This window comes from Agromyces molybdatiresistens, from assembly GCF_052748445.2.
The window spans coordinates 216,362-231,365 of record NZ_CM188258.1 but is presented as its reverse complement, the minus strand read 5'-3'; the positions used below and the strand labels follow the sequence as shown (position 1 = coordinate 231,365).

Genomic DNA, 15,004 nt, shown 5'->3' with positions numbered 1-15,004 from the left:
TCAGCTCCTCCGTTCCATCCTCCGCACGCGCTCCTTGGCGGTCTTCCGCGCGCGCTCCTGGTCGGTCGGCGTGGTGATCGAGGCGAAGAGGGTGCGGAAACCGCTCACGATCGCCATGTTCGACGGGCGCTTCACCTGCTTCCGCTGCCGCTCGATCGACTTCGCCGGGCTGCCCTTCCGCGAGGCATCCGCCGACGATGCCCGGCCGCCGGCGCTGCCGTACCGGATCGAGACCCGCTCCAGCCGTGCCGCCGAGCGCTTCGCCGCTCGTCGGGCCGCGTGCGGCACGCGGTCGGCCTCGCGCTTGACGACGCCGATGCGGCGCTTCTCGGCGGATGCGACGGACTTCACCCGCGACTGGGCGGGCTCGGGCAGCGACGACGCGAGCTTGCGGGCCTGCTTCTCCGCCCGTTCGGCCTGCTTCACCGCGCGCTTCGCGGCCCGGCGAGCGTCGCGGTCGGTGGCGGTCTTCGGCATGCGTCCTCCCACGGATCGGCACGACGGCCACGGACGGGGCCGTCTGGACGCGACAGTACGCCGCGAGGCGTCCGTCCCCAACCCCTTGACGGGCCGCGCGGGCCGCGCAACCTAGGATCGAGGCATGGCACGGCGGGGGGCGTACGCGAAGGGCGTCGCGAAGCGCGAGGAGATCCTCGCCGCGGCGCTCGACGTCATCGCACGCCACGGCTACGGCCGGGCCTCGGTGCGCGAGCTCGCGGACGCGGTCGGCCTCAGCCAGGCAGGCCTGCTGCACTACTTCGGCACCAAGGAGGAGCTCTTCGCCGCGGTGCTGCGCAAGCGCGACGAGGCCGACCTCGCCCGCACCCGCGACCTGTCGGGCGCGTCATCGACCTTCGACGGCTTCCGTGAGATCATCGGCCGCAACGCCGAGGTCCCGGGCCTGATCCAGCTCTACGTCCGCCTGTCGGCGGAGGCGACGGATGCCGCCCACCCGGCGCACGCGTTCTTCGCCGAGCGCACGCGGAGCTTCCGCGAACTCGTCTCAGGCGACATCCGCCGCATGCAGGCGGACGGCACGGCGCGCGCCGACCTCGACGCCGATCAGGCGGCCATGCTCCTGCTCGCGGCGGCCGACGGCCTGCAGGTCCAGTGGCTCATGGACCCGTCCGTCGACATGGCCGAGCACGTCGCGACGCTCCTCCGCCTGCTCGAGCCGCCGACCCCGCCAGCCGACGCCTGACCCGAGGAGATCCCGTGGCCGAGCCCGCACGCACCGTCGACGTGACGACGAGCGCCGGGGTGGTGCGCGGGAGGTGGCGCGGGGTGCCCGGCGACGCCGGGACCTCGGCCGCGTTCCTCGGCATCCCCTTCGCCGAACCGCCCGTCGGCGACCTGCGGTTCGCCGCACCCGTCCCCGCGCGCCCGTGGGAGGGCGTGCGCGACGCGCTCGAGCACGGCCCGACGGCGCAGCGCGGCGATCCCGGGGTCACGCTCATCCCCGAGCCCTCGGTGCCGGGTGACGCGACGCTCAACGTCGACGTCTTCACCCCGTCGGCCGCGCGAGCCGCGGGCGACGCCCGGGGCCTGCCCGTGCTGGTCTGGTTCCACGGCGGCGGCTATGTCGCCGGCTCGCCGGCGAGCCCCTGGTACGACGGCCGCACGTTCAATCGCGACGGCGTGGTCACCGTGAACGTGTCGTACCGGCTCGGCTTCGACGGCTTCGGGTGGATCGAGGGAGCCCCCGCGAACCGCGGCGTGCTCGACTGGCTGCTCGCGCTCGAGTGGGTGCGCGAGAACGTGGCCGCCTTCGGCGGCGATCCGGCGCGCGTGACGATCGCCGGGCAGTCCGCCGGCGGCGGCGCGGTGCTCACCCTGCTCGGGATGCCGCGGGCGCAGGGGCTGTTCCACCGCGTCTGGGCCGTCTCACCGGCCCTCGCCGACGTCCCAGCCGATCGCGCGCGGGCGTTCGCGCGCCGGATCGGCGAGCTCGGCGGCATCCGCCCCGACCTCGACGGAATGCGATCGCTGTCGGAGGACCGGCTGCTGCAGCTGCAGCGCGAGGCGATGCGCCCGCCCCGCGGCGCTCGCGGCGGGGGCGCGGAGCTCGTCGCCACCGGCCTGCCGCTCGGGCCCGTCGTCGACCGGGAGCTCGTGCCGGCGAGGACGCCGACCTCGCTCGCGGCGGGCGTCGGGGCCGCCGTTCCGCTCGTGCTCGGCACGACCGACGACGAGTTCTCCTCCGCGTTCCGCGGTGCCGCCGAGCGCCTGCGATGGGTGCCGCGGAAGTCGGCGCTGAAGCGCCTCGGCCTCGTCGAGCCGCGGCGCTCGGAGTGGCTCGAGGCGAACCGCGGCGAGCACCTGCACGGCACGGCCGCCGTGCTCGGCCGGTACGTGACCGACCACGTCTTCCGCGCGCCGCTCGTCCGCACCGTCGCCGCGCGGGAGCTGGGCGCGGCGGTCGCGGCCACGGATGGCGCCGCCCCCGCCGCGACCTGGGCGTATCGGTTCTCGTGGCGTTCGCCCGTCTCGGGCGCGGCGGTGCACTGCCTGGACGTGCCGTTCCTGTTCGACCTGCTCGCGGACTCGCACGTGCCCGCGGTGGCCGGCACCCGCGCGCCGCAGGCGCTCGCCGATCGCCTGCACGCCGACGTCGTCGCGTTCGTGACGGGCGCCGACCCGGCGTGGCCGACCGCAGCAGGCGAGGCGTTCCCGGCACGGGTGTACGGCACGACGATCGCGACCATGCCCGACGCGTACGCCTCGGCGCGGCCGCTCTCCGGGGTCTGAGCCGGGCGGCGCTCGAAGCGGCGGGCAGCCGCGGGCCGCGTCAGCCGGAGTTCTTCGCCAGTTCCTGGGCGAGCATCACGAGGATGCCGCTGGGACCGCGCACGTAGGTGAGCTTGTAGACGCCCTGGTAGTCGGCCACGCCCCGCAGGGGATGGCACCCGTGCCGCGCGGCGATCGCGAGGGACTCGTCGATGTCGTCGACCGAGAAGGCGACGCGGTGCATGCCGATCTCGTTGGGGAGCGTCGGCTGCGTCTCGATGGCGAGGTCGTCGAGGTACTCGAACAGCTCGAGCCGGCCCGAGCCGTCGGGCGTCTGCAGCATCGCGATGCGGGCGTGGTTGCCGTCGAGGCCGACGGCGGTGTCGGTCCACTCGCCGCTCACCTCGTCGCGCCCGACGACCTCGAGGCCCAGGTCGGTGAAGAAGGCGATCGTCGCCTCGAGATCCCGGACGGCGATCCCGACGTTCTCGAGTCGTATGGTCATGCGGTGCATCGTAGCGACCGCCGCGGTCATGCGCGTCAGGGTGCGGCGACGTCGGCCGGCCCTCGCGGCGGAGCGGGAACACCGTTCACGGCGAGCTCCTGCTCGCGAGCCGGTAGCGCTCGGCCGCCGCTCCTGATCGGAACACGCGGCGATCCACGAGCTCGAGCTCGATCCGCTCGCGCAGCCCGTCGAGCAGCCTCGGCCCGTGCCCGGCGAGAACCGGCTGCACCACGAACACGTACTCGTCGATGAGTCCGAGATCGGCCAACGCCCGGGGGAGGGTCACTCCGCCGACGAACAGGCCCTCCCCCGGTTCCTGCTTGAGCCGCCGGACCGCTCGCTCGAGGTCGCCCCGCACGAGCTCGGCATTCCAGTCGACCGATTTCAGCGTGCTCGACACGACGTACTTCTTCGTCCGGTCGATGCGCTCGGCGAACGGGATCTCCCACGGCCGCATCCAGTCGGGCCACGTGCCCGTGGCGGGCTGCCGCCACGCGGACTCCATCATCTCGTAGGTGGTCCGGCCGAAGAGCAGGGCATCGGCTCGTTCCACCTCAGCGGTCCAGTAGCGCATCGACTCCTCATCGGGCGCGAGCCCTGCCTCGTGATGGACGCAACCGTCGAGCGTGACGTTGATCGAGTATCGAAGTGGTCTCATCTGATCGATCTCCCCGGAACTATTCGAGCCACTCGGTGACGAAGCGGTCGTTGGCGTGGATGTGGGTCGCCTCGTAGGTTCCGCCGTCGAGCACCTCGAATCGATGCGCGACCAGCGCGGGCACGACCAGGATCTGGCCGCCGACCGCCACGAGCTGCTCGTCGGCGACCGTGAACAGGGCACGACCGGCGTGGATGAGGAAGGTCTCGACGTAGGGGTGTCGATGCAACCGGGGCCCTGCGCCGGGGCGTGCCGCGTACTCGCGGATGAGGCTGACGGGCGAGCCGTGCAGGTAGCCCTCGAAGTCCTCGTCGCGGCCGATGTCGACGGGTTCGACGGGGATGGTCGTCCCCGTCATCGGGCGCGCTCCAGGATCGTGACGAGCACACCCTCGCCGTAGACCCTCGCCTCGGTGAGCTTCCACATCGTACGATCGGCCGTCTCCGCCCAGAGCCTGCGCCCGTGGCCGAGGAGCACCGAGAACGACATCAGGTGGATCTCGTCGACCAGGTCGGCCTCGAGCAGCCCCTGCGCGAGCTGGATGCTGCCCGCCACCGAGATGTCGCCGTCGACCCTCCGTTTGAGCCGAGTCACCTCGTCGACGAGGTCGCCGGAGAGCACCGTCGTGTTGTTCCACTCCGGGTCGACCAGCGTGCTCGACACCACGAACTTCGGCATCGCGTTGTACGTGTCGGCGAGCTCGCCGTCGTACTGCGGCCAGGCCGACGCGAAGCCCTCGTAGGTCGTGCGCCCGAGCAGCAGGGCCGAGGATCCCAGCGCCTCCTCCTCTTTGAACTTCTCGCCCTCCTCGCCCCGGTCGAATTCGAAGCTCCAATCGGGGTACTTGAAGTCCTCGCCGCCTGGCGCCTCCACGACGCCGTCGAGCGAGATGAACTCGGTGAGCACGATGCGTCCCATGTCAGTTCTCCTCGATGAAGTCGCGCAGCGAGTGCGCGAGCACTTCGGCTGCGGTGGTGTGGTTCTCACCCGGCACCGCCTTCAGCGTCGCGGTCGGCAGGTGCTCGGCGACCGCCTGCGCACCGGCGGACAGGTGCGGCCAGGTGCCGGTGCCGTGCATGACCAGCACGGGGACGTCGACGCGATTCCAGAGGTCGGCGCGCAGCGGCTGCCCCGACATCGTGTCGCCGACCTGACGGCCGTCGTATGCGATGGTGGGGGCGATCGCCTCGAGTGCCGGCCAGAAGTCGCTGCCGCGCATGCCGTCGACCATCTCGCCCGGCATCCCGGCGGCCTCGGTCATGAAGAGGGCGACCGCGTCGCCCGGGCGACCCTCGGCGACCGCGGCGTCGAGCTGCTCGACGTAGTCGGCTCGCAGCGGCCGGCGGGACCCGTTCGCGACGACGGGCGGCTCGAAGAGCGCGAGTCGCGCGATCGGAACGCCGGCCTGTGCCGCGTTGAGGGCGAGGAGCGCCCCGGAGGACCATCCGAAGACGGTCACCGGACGACCCTCAGAGACCGCTGCGATGATCGCTTCGAGGTCTTCGAACTCGCGCTCGACCGCGTACGGGGCGGTGTCGCCGCTCTCGCCGCGCCCGCGCCGGTCGTAGCCGACGACGCGGAACCGGTCGGCGAGCAGTTCGGCCGTCGCAGCGTTCTCCGGGGTCGTGGCGCGGTAGGCGGTCGCGCCGTCGATGATGATGATCGGGTCGCCGTCGCCCCAGGCGGTGTACGCGATGGTGGTCCCGTCGGCGGACCTGACGGTCGTGTTCTCGGCCAATTTCGTGAGCCCTTCTCGTCGTGCCGCGGTGATCGACCGCGACGACTTCACGCTAGGTCCGGCCCGGCCCCTCGGGCTTGTACAGAAGCGACAGTGGATCGGCCGCCTCGTCATGCGCCCCGAGCTGCGTCGCCGTGCGCCCGATGAACCGTTGCAGGGCTCGCGCCAGATGAGGCTGGTCGTAGAAGCCGAGCCGGTGCACCACGTCGAGCGGCGAGACACCCTCTCCCAGCAGCACGGCGGCCTCGCGCGCCCGTTCGATCTGGCGGATGGCACCCCGGGTGAGTCCGGTTGCGGCGGCCACGCGGCGCTGCACGGAGCGCGTCCCCACCTTCGCGATCCCGCCCCAGACGATCTCATCGACCAGTGGATCCCGCACGAGCACGCCGGCACGGACGAGCCGTTCGACGAACTGCTCCGCGTTGTCGAAGTGCGGGATCTCCCATTCCTCGCCCCGCAGCACGAACGATCGGCCGCTGACATGGGGACTCTCGACGTCGCCGTCGACGAGTTCCCCGATCGGCAGGTGCGGCATGGAAGCACCATGCGCGAACGTGATGCCGACCGAGCGCGAGTCGCCCACGACCTCGGCGATCGAGGCGGATGTCTCCGGCCCGCGCACCGCGGCACGGATCACCCCGCCGTCCTCCCAGAACACGAGCTCCCAGTTCGAGGTGGCGATCGACGTCATCTGCTCGAAGCCCGACGTGCGTCCCTGCCAGACCCGCGCGATGTAGGGCGAGTCGGACGCCCGGTGGCTGCTCTCGATCGGCACGCCACCACCTTCGCACGAACCCGCCGGAACTGGTCCCTTCATGGCCGGCTCTCAGTCCCTGCGGCGGTGCGGGACCTGCCGGCCGACGGGCGCTTCGGTCTGCGAGGATCGCGGTACGGGATTCCTCGTCCCCCGACCGGGGAGCCTTGCGCACCGTGCGATCGACCCGCCATGCTGGCGCCATGACGCAGCCCGGCGCCGCCGCAGCCCATGTCCCGTCGGAGAGCACCGCTGCGAACCAGGCAGGGCGCGCCGAGCACGCGGGCCGCATCGTCGATCATCTGTTCACCCACGGCGGCGCCACGCGCGCAGAGCTCGCGGGCGCGACCGGCATGGGCCGCACGGCGATCGCCGGGTTGGTCACCCGCATGATCGCGGCCGGGGTCCTCATCGACCCCGAGACCGGTGCCGAACACCAGCGGTCCAGCCGGCTCCGTCTCGCGATCGCCGATCGGCTGCTCCTGACCGCCGGCGTCGCCGCCGACGACGCCGTCGCCACCCTCGCCGAGCTCGACGGCACCGAGGTCGCCCGCTACGAAGAACCCGTCGCGGTCGCCGACGACGACCCGCGCCCGGTGAGTGCGGCGCCGCTCGATGCGCTCGCCGTCGTCGTCGACCGGGCGATCGCGCAGGCCGAGCGCGACGGACGTCGCATCGGCGAGACCACGCTGCTCGTCCAGGGCGCGGTCGTCGGCGAGCCGGCGCTCGCACTCGGCGACGGCACGCTCGGCCCGGAGCCGCTCGACGTGGTCGCCGCACTCCGTGCCAGGTCCGAACGCCTCGCCGGGCTGGAGCCCGACCTCATCACGGCGCCCACGCTCCGCACGGCGGCCGCCGCCCGCGCCGCTTCGGACGGTGCCGAACACCGCGACGAGGTGGTCCTGCACATCTCCGGCGATGCGCAGGTCTCGGCCGCGATCGTCGTCCGCGGCGAGCCCTTCTCCGGTGCGCACGGGCTGGCGGGAACGTTCGGCCACCTGCCGATCGTCCCGAACGGCGTGAAGTGCGAGTGCGGCCAGCGCGGATGCCTCGCCACCGTCGCCGCACCCGGCGTCGTGCTCGCCAAGGCCGAGCTCCGGGACTTCGAGCTCACGTACGGCCGACGGGCCGCCATCACCGAACTGACCGAACGGATCTCGGTCTCGGAGGACCGGGCGAAGTGGGCCTGGCTCGACGCTGCGCTCTGGATCGGTCGCGCACTGCAGGTCGTCGTGCCGACGATCGACCCCGACGTCGTGGTCGTGAGCGGATGGTGGGCACCGCTCGCCGGCGACATCGACGCGTCGTTCCGGGACAACCGGCCGACGCTCGGCAACGGAGCGCTCGATGCGATCCCGCGCGTGGTGGCCGGAGGATCGGTCGACGGCCTGGGACTCGCGGGCGCCCGCCGTCAGGCGCGCGACGCCCTGCGATCGTCGTTGGTCTCCGCCGTGGCCTGACGCGAATCCCGCGAGGTCCGCGACGTGGTCGGCCGGAAGCGTCGCGCCACGCCCCACCCCGTCACCCGCGCCATCGCCTCGAGCACGATCGCGGCACTCATCTTCGACCGGCCGCGCTCGCGCTCGACGAAGGTGACCGGCACCTCCACGACCCGCAGTCCCGCCATCACCGCGTGCCAGGTCATGTCCACCTGGAAGCCGTACCCGCGCGTGTGCACGTCGTCGAGATGCAGCGCGCGCAGCGCGCTCGAGCGGTACACCCGGTACCCGGCGGTCGCGTCCCTCACGGACAGTCCGAGCATCCACCGCGAGTAGGTGCTCCCGAACTTCGAGAGCCACACGCGCCGGCGCGGCCAGTTCACGACCGACCCGCCCGGCACCCAGCGCGACCCGATGACGACATCGGCGGCCCGCCCCGCGGCATCCGTCGCCTCGAGCGTCTCGAGGAGCTCGGGCAGCTCCTCCGGCAGGTGCGACCCGTCGGCGTCGAGCTGCACGATCGGATCGAACCCGCGCCCGAGCGCCCAGTCGAAGGCCGCGAGGTACGCACTGCCGAGGCCCTCCTTGCCGTGGCGGTGCAACACCTGCACCGCGGCATCCGTCTCGGCCATCTCGTCGGCGAGCTCGCCCGTGCCGTCCGGTGAACCGTCGTCGACGACGAGCACCGACGCCGTCGGCACCGCGGCGCGCACGCGGGCGACGATGCCCGGCAGGTTCTCCCGCTCGTCGTACGTGGGGATCACCACGAGCGGTCGGTTCACCCGCTCCTCCTCAGCACGCGACGACATGTGAGGGAATCGTACCCGGCCCGCGTCGCCCTCGCGCGCGGGCGGTTCCTCAGCGCACCCCCTGCATGAGCCGCAGCACGGGCCGCGTGCCGAGCGCGAGCGCACCGCCCAGCACGACCGCGATACCGCCGAGGACCCCGAAGTAGACGGCCTCGGGAACGGCCGTGTAGAACTCCGCGAGCTGACCGGCGATCGCCGTGCCGAGCGCCACCGACAGGAAGAACAGTGCCACCATCTGCGTGTGGAACTTCGCCGGCGCGAGCTTCGTCGCGACCGACAGTCCCACCGGCGACAGCAGCAGCTCGGCCACGGTGAACACGAACAGGATGCCGACGATCGCCAGCAACGGCGTCGAGTTCGATCCGCCGCCCGCGAACGGCAGGAAGAGCAGGAACGCGACGCCCATGATGACCGTGCCGAGCGCGAACTTGACCGGCGTCGACGGCTGACGCGTGCCGAGCTTCGTCCACAGCGCCGCGAAGACCCCCGACAGCAGGATGATGAAGATCGGGTTGATCGACTGCACCCACGAGATCGGCATCTCCCAGCCGAACAGGGTGCGGTCGAGCTGTTCGTCGGAGTAGATCGTCAGCACCGTGAACTGCTGCTGGTACAACGACCAGAACGCGACGCTCGCGATGAAGAGCGGGATGAACCCGAACACGCGGCTGCGCTCGACGGCGCTCACCGCACGGCTCGTGATGATCACGATGAAGTACGCGACCGCTGCGACCACCGTGCCGCCGATCACCCAGGTCACGAGGTTCTCCGCGGTCACCAGGCGGGTCAGCACGAGCGCGACGATGAGGATGACCGCCGCGATCGCGATGCCGACGACGAGCCCGCGCCTCTCTCGTGGCAGCGGGTTGGGCACCACGGATGCCTCGGGCGGCAGTCCCTTGCGACCGAACGAGTACTGGATGAGCCCGATGGCCATCCCGACCGCCGCGGCTGCGAAGCCCCAGTGGAACCCGACCGTCGACTGCAGCAGGCCGGTGATCAGCGGGCCGAGGAAGGCGCCCAGGTTGATGCCGAGGTAGAAGAGCGAGAACCCGGCATCGCGGCGCGGATCGTCTCGCGAGTAGAGCGTGCCGACCACGCTGGTGGCATTGGCCTTGAGCCCGCCCGACCCGAACGCGACGAGCACGAGGCCCACGCCGACGCCGACGAATCCGGGCAGCAGGGCGAGGGCGATGTGCCCGGCCATGATCACGATCGCCGAGAAGAAGAGCACCTTCTCGCTGCCGAGCAGGCGATCGGCGATCCAGGCGCCGAGGATCGTCGACAGGTAGACCGCGCCGCCGTAGGCGCCGACGATGCCGGCGGCAGCGCTCTGCTCCATGCCGAGGCCGCCCTCGGACACCGAGAAGTACAGGTACAGGAGCAGGATGGACTGCATCCCGTAGAAGCTGAAGCGCTCCCACATCTCCACGCCGAAGATGTGCGCAAGTGCGCGCGGCTGGCCGAAGAATCCGCGGTCCTCGCGCGCGTCGGAGTGCCCGACCTCGGCAGGCGGAGCCGCCAGTCCGGCGGTACCCGCGGGTCCCGGCGCCGATCCGTCGCTGTCCCCCGCCGGACGATCGTCGTCTCGCATGGCCCTGCACACTACACCGGTTCGCCACGAGCGGTCAGGGGTCGTCGCATCGGGCGCCGACCCTTGTCCGGAGCACCGCGGGATGCTGGACTTGCCGAGGCACACGACCTCAGGGGGACACCGAACATGCCGTACATCACCGTCGGAACCGAGAACTCCGCACCCATCGAGCTCTACTACGAGGACCACGGCGAGGGCCGGCCGGTCGTCATGATCCACGGCTACCCGCTCGACGGGGCGTCGTGGGAGAAGCAGGCGCGGGCACTGCTCGGCGCCGGGCGTCGCGTCATCACGTACGACCGGCGCGGCTTCGGCAGGTCCTCGAAGCCCGCCACCGGCTACGACTACGACACGTTCGCCGCCGACCTCAAGACCCTCCTCGACGCGCTCGAACTGACGGATGTCACGCTCGTCGGCTTCTCGATGGGCACGGGCGAGGTCGGCCGCTACCTCGGCACCTACGGGAGCGAGCGCGTCGCGCGGGCGGCGTTCCTCGGCTCGCTCGAGCCGTACCTGCGGCAGACCGACGACAACCCGGATGGCGCCGCGCCCGACTTCGACGGATTGAAGTCGCAGGCCGAGGGCGACCGGTTCGCCTGGTTCGACGGGTTCTTCGAGAACTTCTACAACCTCGACGAGAACCTCGGCTCGCGCATCTCGGAGGCCGCCGTGCGCGGCAGCTGGCAGACCGCGGCCGGCGCGAGCTGGTACGCCGCGTCGGCGTGCGTCGACACGTGGCTCACCGACTTCCGCGACGACGTCGCGAAGATCGACGTGCCGACGCTGATCATGCACGGCACGGCCGACCGCATCCTGCCGATCGATGCGACCGCGCGGCGCTTCCGGGAGCTGCTGCCGTCGGCCGAGTACGTCGAGATCGAGGGTGCACCGCACGGCATGCTCTGGACGCACGCCGACGAGATCAACGCGGCGCTGCTGACGTTCGTCGCGTCGTAGGGAGGCCGGCGTTCGCCCTGACCGGCGAACCGGTCTCGCCGTGGCGCGTCAGCTCGCGAGCGCCTCGACCAGCTGCGGCTTCGTCATGCGCGAGTAGCCCGTGATGCCGCGCTCCCTGGCGAGCGCGCGCAGCTCGGGCACCGTGCGCGCGGAGAGGTCGCCCGCCGCCGACGCGGCGGTCGGCTTCGCGCCCGGCTTCGTCGCGGGCTTCGCGTTCGGCTTGGTGGCGGGCTTCTTCGCGGCCGTGGGCTTCGTGCCGGAGGCGGGCGTCTTCGCTGTCGCGGCGGGCTTCGCGGGCGCCGCCTGCTCGGCGGCAGGCGCACCGGTCGGCGCGGCGGCGGTCGCGGTCGCCGCCTCGGCCTGCGCCCTGACGGGCTCGCTCACGGGCCCGGTCGGTGCGGGCGCCTCCGCGGCCGCGGGCGCCGCGGCATCCGTCGTCGGGTTCGTGCGGTTCAGCCTGCGCAGTTGCGCGCGCGTGGCCGTGCCGGCTCGCGCGGCGAGCTGCTTCGCCGCGTCGAGCGCCTTCGCGGCAGGGTTCCTGTGGGTGTTCGCGGGTGCCATCGTCGATCCCTCTGGGTCGGGTCGTTCGGGTGGGGGTTCCCGGAATCGTAGCCCGATCAGCGACGCAGTTCGAGCGTGCAGCACTTGACGCCGCCGCCGCCGAGCAGCAGCTCGGAGAGGTCGACGCCGATCGGGTGGTAGCCGGCGTCGCGCAGCTGCCGCTCGAAGCCGGTGGCGCGCGCGGCGATGACGACGTTGCGGCCGTCGGAGTACGAGTTGAGGCCGAGCACCGCGGCGTCCTCCTCGGAGACGAGGATGGCGTCGGGATAGCGCTCGCGGAGGATCTCGAGCGAGGTCGCGTCGAACGCGCTCGGCAGGTAGGCGATGTGCTCCTGGCCGGGTCGGGAGTCGAGCACCGCGATCGCGGTGTCGAGGTGGTAGAAACTCGGGTCGACGAGCGTGAGCGTGACGACCTCGCGTCCCGTGATGCGGCGCAGCTCGTCGTGGCTCGCGCCGTCGCTGCGGAAGCCGGTCCCGGCGAGGATCACGTCGCCGACGAGCAGGAAGTCGCCCTCGCCCTCGTTCGTCTCGACCGGCTCGCGCACGTCGAAGCCCGCCCGGCGGAACCACTCCATGTACGCGGGGCCCTCGGCGGCCCGCTGCTCGTGGGTGAACTTGGCGCCGTACGCGATGCCGTCGATGACCGTGCCGCCGTTCGCGGCGTAGACCATGTCGGGCAGCCCCTCGACGGGGTCGATGAGGTGCACGTCGAAGCCGAGCCCGACGTACGTGTCGTGCAGGGCCTGCCACTGCGACACGGCGAGCGCGGTGTCGGTCGGCTTGGCCGGATCCATCCACGGATTGATCTGGTACACGACGGTGAAGTGCTCGGGGCGGCACATCAGCACGGTCTTCTTCGTCGCGGTCCGCTCCGGCGCGGTCGGGGTCGTCTCGGTCTCGATCACGGTCGACATCTCACTCCTCGAGTGGGGTTTCGTCGGCCGGGCACGGCGGCGCGCCGCCGGCTCGGCCGGTGGGGTGTCGGCGGACCAGGTCGCTCTTCCGAGCCTCGGCGGCGGTGTTCGGATGGCACCGCCGTCGAGACGCCACCTCCAGTGTGGCGCGCGAAGTGCGCGAGTTCTCGGCATCCGACACAAGATTCCTGCGCGTTCCGGCATCCGGCGCAACGTTCCCGGGGTGGCGGACGACGTCGCCGCGGGTTTCGCGCGCGATGGCGCGCGTGCGGGGCGCACGAATCCGGCGCGGCGGAGGCGCGCGACGGCGGGTGCGGCACGCGAATCCGGCTGCGCGGGGCACGGGCATCCGCCGCAGGCGCGCGCTCGGAAATCGTGTCGGGGCATCCGGCACCCGGTCGACGCTGCGAGGGAGGCTCGTCGACCGCTGCTTGCTCGGGCCGCTCGGGGTGCGGCATCCTGACTCCATCCCGGCCGCCCTACGCCGGCCGAGCGAGGAGACCCCGATGTCCGACGGCAATCGCATCGCCGAACTGCAGCGCCTCGCCTACGGAGCCGGCACGGACGACGCCGTGCGCGTCGCCGCAGCGGACGAACTCCATCGCCTGCGCCGGCGAGCGGCGCGACCCGGGAGCGACGGGCCCGGCGTCGAGGCCGCGAACGCACCGACGGTGACCATGACGGCGGCCGATGCCGATCCCTTCGACGCACTCGGCGTCGCCGATGACCGACCGGTCGAGGAACCTCGAGGCGCGCCGTCCGCTGCCGTTCGCGCGGGCGTCCTCGTCGGAGCGATCGCCCTCGCTCTCGGGTTCGGCGCCGGCTGGGTCTCGGGCGCGCAGGCGGCCTCGGACCTGGCCGGCGGGGACGTGCCCGATGAGTCGCTCACGTTCGAGCTCGCACCGAGCGGATCGAGCGAGACGGGTGACGCCGTACCGCTCGACGAGGCGAGGGCGATGGCGGTCTTCGAGCGCACGCAGGTCCCGGAGGACGTGCCCGACTTCGGCGACCCGTCATCCGACCCGGCGACGTATCGGCGCGTCGGAAGCTATCCCGGCGGCGCCTCGATCCACGTCGCCCGGAGCGCGGATTCCGCTCAGGTCTGCCTGATGCTCGACGTCAGGGAGGTCGGCGGCATGTCGACCTGCACCACGGATGGCGAGTTCCCGTCGGGCGGCCTGTTCGCGGAAGGCGGATTCGAGTCCGCCTTCTACCGCATCGGGTGGGCGGAGTCGGGCGAGGTGAGCTACTCCAGTCGGCCGACGAACTGATCGAAGGCCCGCCGCCTCATCCGGCCGCGACTCGGGCCGCGCGCCGGGCCTCGGGCCGCGCGCCGGGCCTCAGGCCGCGCGGACCCCCGCCTCCTCGTTGCGCCGGTCGCGCCAGGCGAGCCAGTGCCGCACGGCCGCATCGTCGTAGTCGGGGCCCGAGATGCCGAGCGTGAAGAGCCGCACCCCCGCGTCGTGGAGCGCGTCGGCGTACGCGTCGTCGAGGCTGCGGCGCGGGAGCTCGTTCGAGATCGTGATGCCCGAGACATCCCGCCCGACCTTCTCGCCCCAGCCCTTCAGCACGTCGACCTTGCGACCGAGCTCGTCGGGTCGCACGAACGAGTGCCAGATATCGGCGTGCTCGGCGACGAGCCGCAACGTCTTCTGCTCGCCCTTGCCGCCGATCATGATCGGGATGTCGCGGGTCGGCGCCGGGTTCAGCTTCGCCCAGCGCGCCCGGATGCGCGGCAGCGCCTCGGCCAGGTCGTCGAGGCGCGAGCCGACCGTGCCGAACTCGTAGCCGTACTCGTCGTAGTCGCGCTCGAACCAGCCCGAGCCGGTGCCGAAGATGAAGCGGCCGGTGTCTCCGCCCTTCGCGCTGATGTGGTCGAGCGTGCGGGCCATGTCGGCCTGCAGGTCGGCGTTCCGGTACGAGTTGCAGTTCACGAGCGTGCCGAACTCGACGCGCTCGGTCTGCTCGGCCCAGGCGCCGAGCATGGTCCACGCCTCGAAGTGGAGGCCCTCGGGGTCGCCCGAGAGCGGGAAGAAGTGGTCCCAGTTCATGAGGACGTCGACGCCGAGGTCCTCCATGCGGAGCACGGCGTCGCGGATCTGCGTGTAGGTCGCGTGCTGCGGCTGCAGCTGCACGCCGAGGCGCGCGGAAGCGGTGTTCGGGGTCATGGCCCCACGATACGTCGATCGGCGAGCGGTTTCCGCCCGGTGCGCCCAGGGCGAACGGATGCCGCGCCCGCGCGTCGCGCGCGACGGGCTCGCGTCGATTCCGGTCGCTCACGATCACGAAAGCGCAACACCACGCACGAATCCGGCGCCGACCCGTTTCCCGGCGCAACGGACCGCCGT

The 15,004-nt window shown here is 72.1% G+C and carries 17 protein-coding genes; 5 read left to right on the top strand and 12 right to left on the bottom strand.

Annotated elements, in window-relative coordinates; translation table 11 throughout:
- Nucleotides 1–477 carry a hypothetical protein gene (locus ACULK2_RS01095; protein ID WP_445969726.1) on the bottom strand — a complete coding sequence of 159 codons (477 nt, stop codon included), beginning with the start codon at nucleotides 475–477 and terminating at the stop codon, nucleotides 1–3.
- Nucleotides 478–601: 124 nt separating this feature from the next.
- Between ACULK2_RS01095 and ACULK2_RS01090 the strand changes: the two genes are divergently transcribed.
- Complete coding sequence (locus ACULK2_RS01090; RefSeq protein WP_445969725.1) at nucleotides 602–1,201, top strand: TetR/AcrR family transcriptional regulator; 600 nt, start codon at nucleotides 602–604, stop codon at nucleotides 1,199–1,201.
- A gap of 14 nt (nucleotides 1,202–1,215) precedes the next feature.
- Nucleotides 1,216–2,748, top strand: coding sequence for a carboxylesterase/lipase family protein (locus ACULK2_RS01085; RefSeq protein WP_445969724.1), 1,533 nt, complete (start codon nucleotides 1,216–1,218; stop codon nucleotides 2,746–2,748).
- Nucleotides 2,749–2,788: 40 nt separating this feature from the next.
- Here the strand turns inward: ACULK2_RS01085 and ACULK2_RS01080 are convergent, their stop codons facing one another.
- The 6 genes from ACULK2_RS01080 to ACULK2_RS01055 form a co-directional block, all read right to left on the bottom strand.
- Nucleotides 2,789–3,232: a VOC family protein gene (locus ACULK2_RS01080; protein ID WP_445969723.1), complete on the bottom strand. Its 444-nt coding sequence runs from the start codon at nucleotides 3,230–3,232 to the stop codon at nucleotides 2,789–2,791.
- A gap of 85 nt (nucleotides 3,233–3,317) precedes the next feature.
- Nucleotides 3,318–3,890, bottom strand: a complete 573-nt coding sequence (locus ACULK2_RS01075) for a dihydrofolate reductase family protein (RefSeq protein WP_445969722.1) — start codon at nucleotides 3,888–3,890, stop codon at nucleotides 3,318–3,320.
- A 19-nt stretch (nucleotides 3,891–3,909) separates the two neighbouring features.
- Entirely contained in the window at nucleotides 3,910–4,248 is a 339-nt protein-coding gene (locus ACULK2_RS01070; protein WP_445969721.1) for a cupin domain-containing protein, read from the bottom strand.
- Nucleotides 4,245–4,808: a dihydrofolate reductase family protein gene (locus tag ACULK2_RS01065; RefSeq protein WP_445969720.1), complete on the bottom strand. Its 564-nt coding sequence runs from the start codon at nucleotides 4,806–4,808 to the stop codon at nucleotides 4,245–4,247. The genes ACULK2_RS01070 and ACULK2_RS01065 overlap by 4 nt, the downstream gene beginning before the upstream one ends.
- A gap of 1 nt (nucleotide 4,809) precedes the next feature.
- On the bottom strand, nucleotides 4,810–5,628 hold the full coding sequence (locus tag ACULK2_RS01060; protein ID WP_445969719.1) for an alpha/beta fold hydrolase: 819 nt from the start codon (nucleotides 5,626–5,628) through the stop codon (nucleotides 4,810–4,812).
- 52 nt (nucleotides 5,629–5,680) lie between these two features.
- Nucleotides 5,681–6,403, bottom strand: a complete 723-nt coding sequence (locus ACULK2_RS01055) for an AraC family transcriptional regulator (protein WP_445969718.1) — start codon at nucleotides 6,401–6,403, stop codon at nucleotides 5,681–5,683.
- A gap of 182 nt (nucleotides 6,404–6,585) precedes the next feature.
- On the opposite strand from ACULK2_RS01055, the gene ACULK2_RS01050 reads away from it, so the two are divergent.
- Nucleotides 6,586–7,842, top strand: a complete 1,257-nt coding sequence (locus ACULK2_RS01050) for an ROK family transcriptional regulator (protein WP_445969717.1) — start codon at nucleotides 6,586–6,588, stop codon at nucleotides 7,840–7,842.
- Here the strand turns inward: ACULK2_RS01050 and ACULK2_RS01045 are convergent.
- Both ACULK2_RS01045 and ACULK2_RS01040 read right to left on the bottom strand, forming a co-directional pair.
- On the bottom strand, nucleotides 7,794–8,630 hold the full coding sequence (locus tag ACULK2_RS01045) for a polyprenol monophosphomannose synthase (RefSeq protein WP_445969716.1): 837 nt from the start codon (nucleotides 8,628–8,630) through the stop codon (nucleotides 7,794–7,796). The genes ACULK2_RS01050 and ACULK2_RS01045 overlap by 49 nt on opposite strands.
- A gap of 49 nt (nucleotides 8,631–8,679) precedes the next feature.
- Entirely contained in the window at nucleotides 8,680–10,224 is a 1,545-nt protein-coding gene (locus ACULK2_RS01040; protein ID WP_445969715.1) for a peptide MFS transporter, read from the bottom strand.
- 126 nt (nucleotides 10,225–10,350) lie between these two features.
- Here ACULK2_RS01040 and ACULK2_RS01035 point away from each other — a divergent pair, with 126 nt between their 5' ends.
- Nucleotides 10,351–11,181 (top strand): alpha/beta fold hydrolase, encoded by an 831-nt coding sequence (locus ACULK2_RS01035; protein ID WP_445969714.1) that lies wholly within the window; start codon nucleotides 10,351–10,353, stop codon nucleotides 11,179–11,181.
- A 48-nt stretch (nucleotides 11,182–11,229) separates the two neighbouring features.
- On the opposite strand, the gene ACULK2_RS01030 is transcribed toward ACULK2_RS01035, so the two are convergent.
- Both ACULK2_RS01030 and ddaH read right to left on the bottom strand, forming a co-directional pair.
- Entirely contained in the window at nucleotides 11,230–11,742 is a 513-nt protein-coding gene (locus ACULK2_RS01030; protein WP_445969713.1) for a Rho termination factor N-terminal domain-containing protein, read from the bottom strand.
- 56 nt (nucleotides 11,743–11,798) lie between these two features.
- Entirely contained in the window at nucleotides 11,799–12,656 is an 858-nt protein-coding gene (ddaH, locus tag ACULK2_RS01025) for a dimethylargininase (RefSeq protein ID WP_445969712.1), read from the bottom strand.
- 506 nt (nucleotides 12,657–13,162) lie between these two features.
- Between ddaH and ACULK2_RS01020 the strand changes: the two genes are divergently transcribed.
- The gene (locus ACULK2_RS01020; RefSeq protein WP_445969711.1) at nucleotides 13,163–13,927 is read left to right on the top strand and encodes a hypothetical protein; all 765 of its coding nucleotides are present in this window, start codon (nucleotides 13,163–13,165) and stop codon (nucleotides 13,925–13,927) included.
- A gap of 69 nt (nucleotides 13,928–13,996) precedes the next feature.
- Here ACULK2_RS01020 and ACULK2_RS01015 read toward each other — a convergent pair whose 3' ends face one another.
- Nucleotides 13,997–14,824, bottom strand: a complete 828-nt coding sequence (locus ACULK2_RS01015) for an LLM class F420-dependent oxidoreductase (RefSeq protein WP_445969710.1) — start codon at nucleotides 14,822–14,824, stop codon at nucleotides 13,997–13,999.
- Nucleotides 14,825–15,004: the final 180 nt, after the last annotated feature.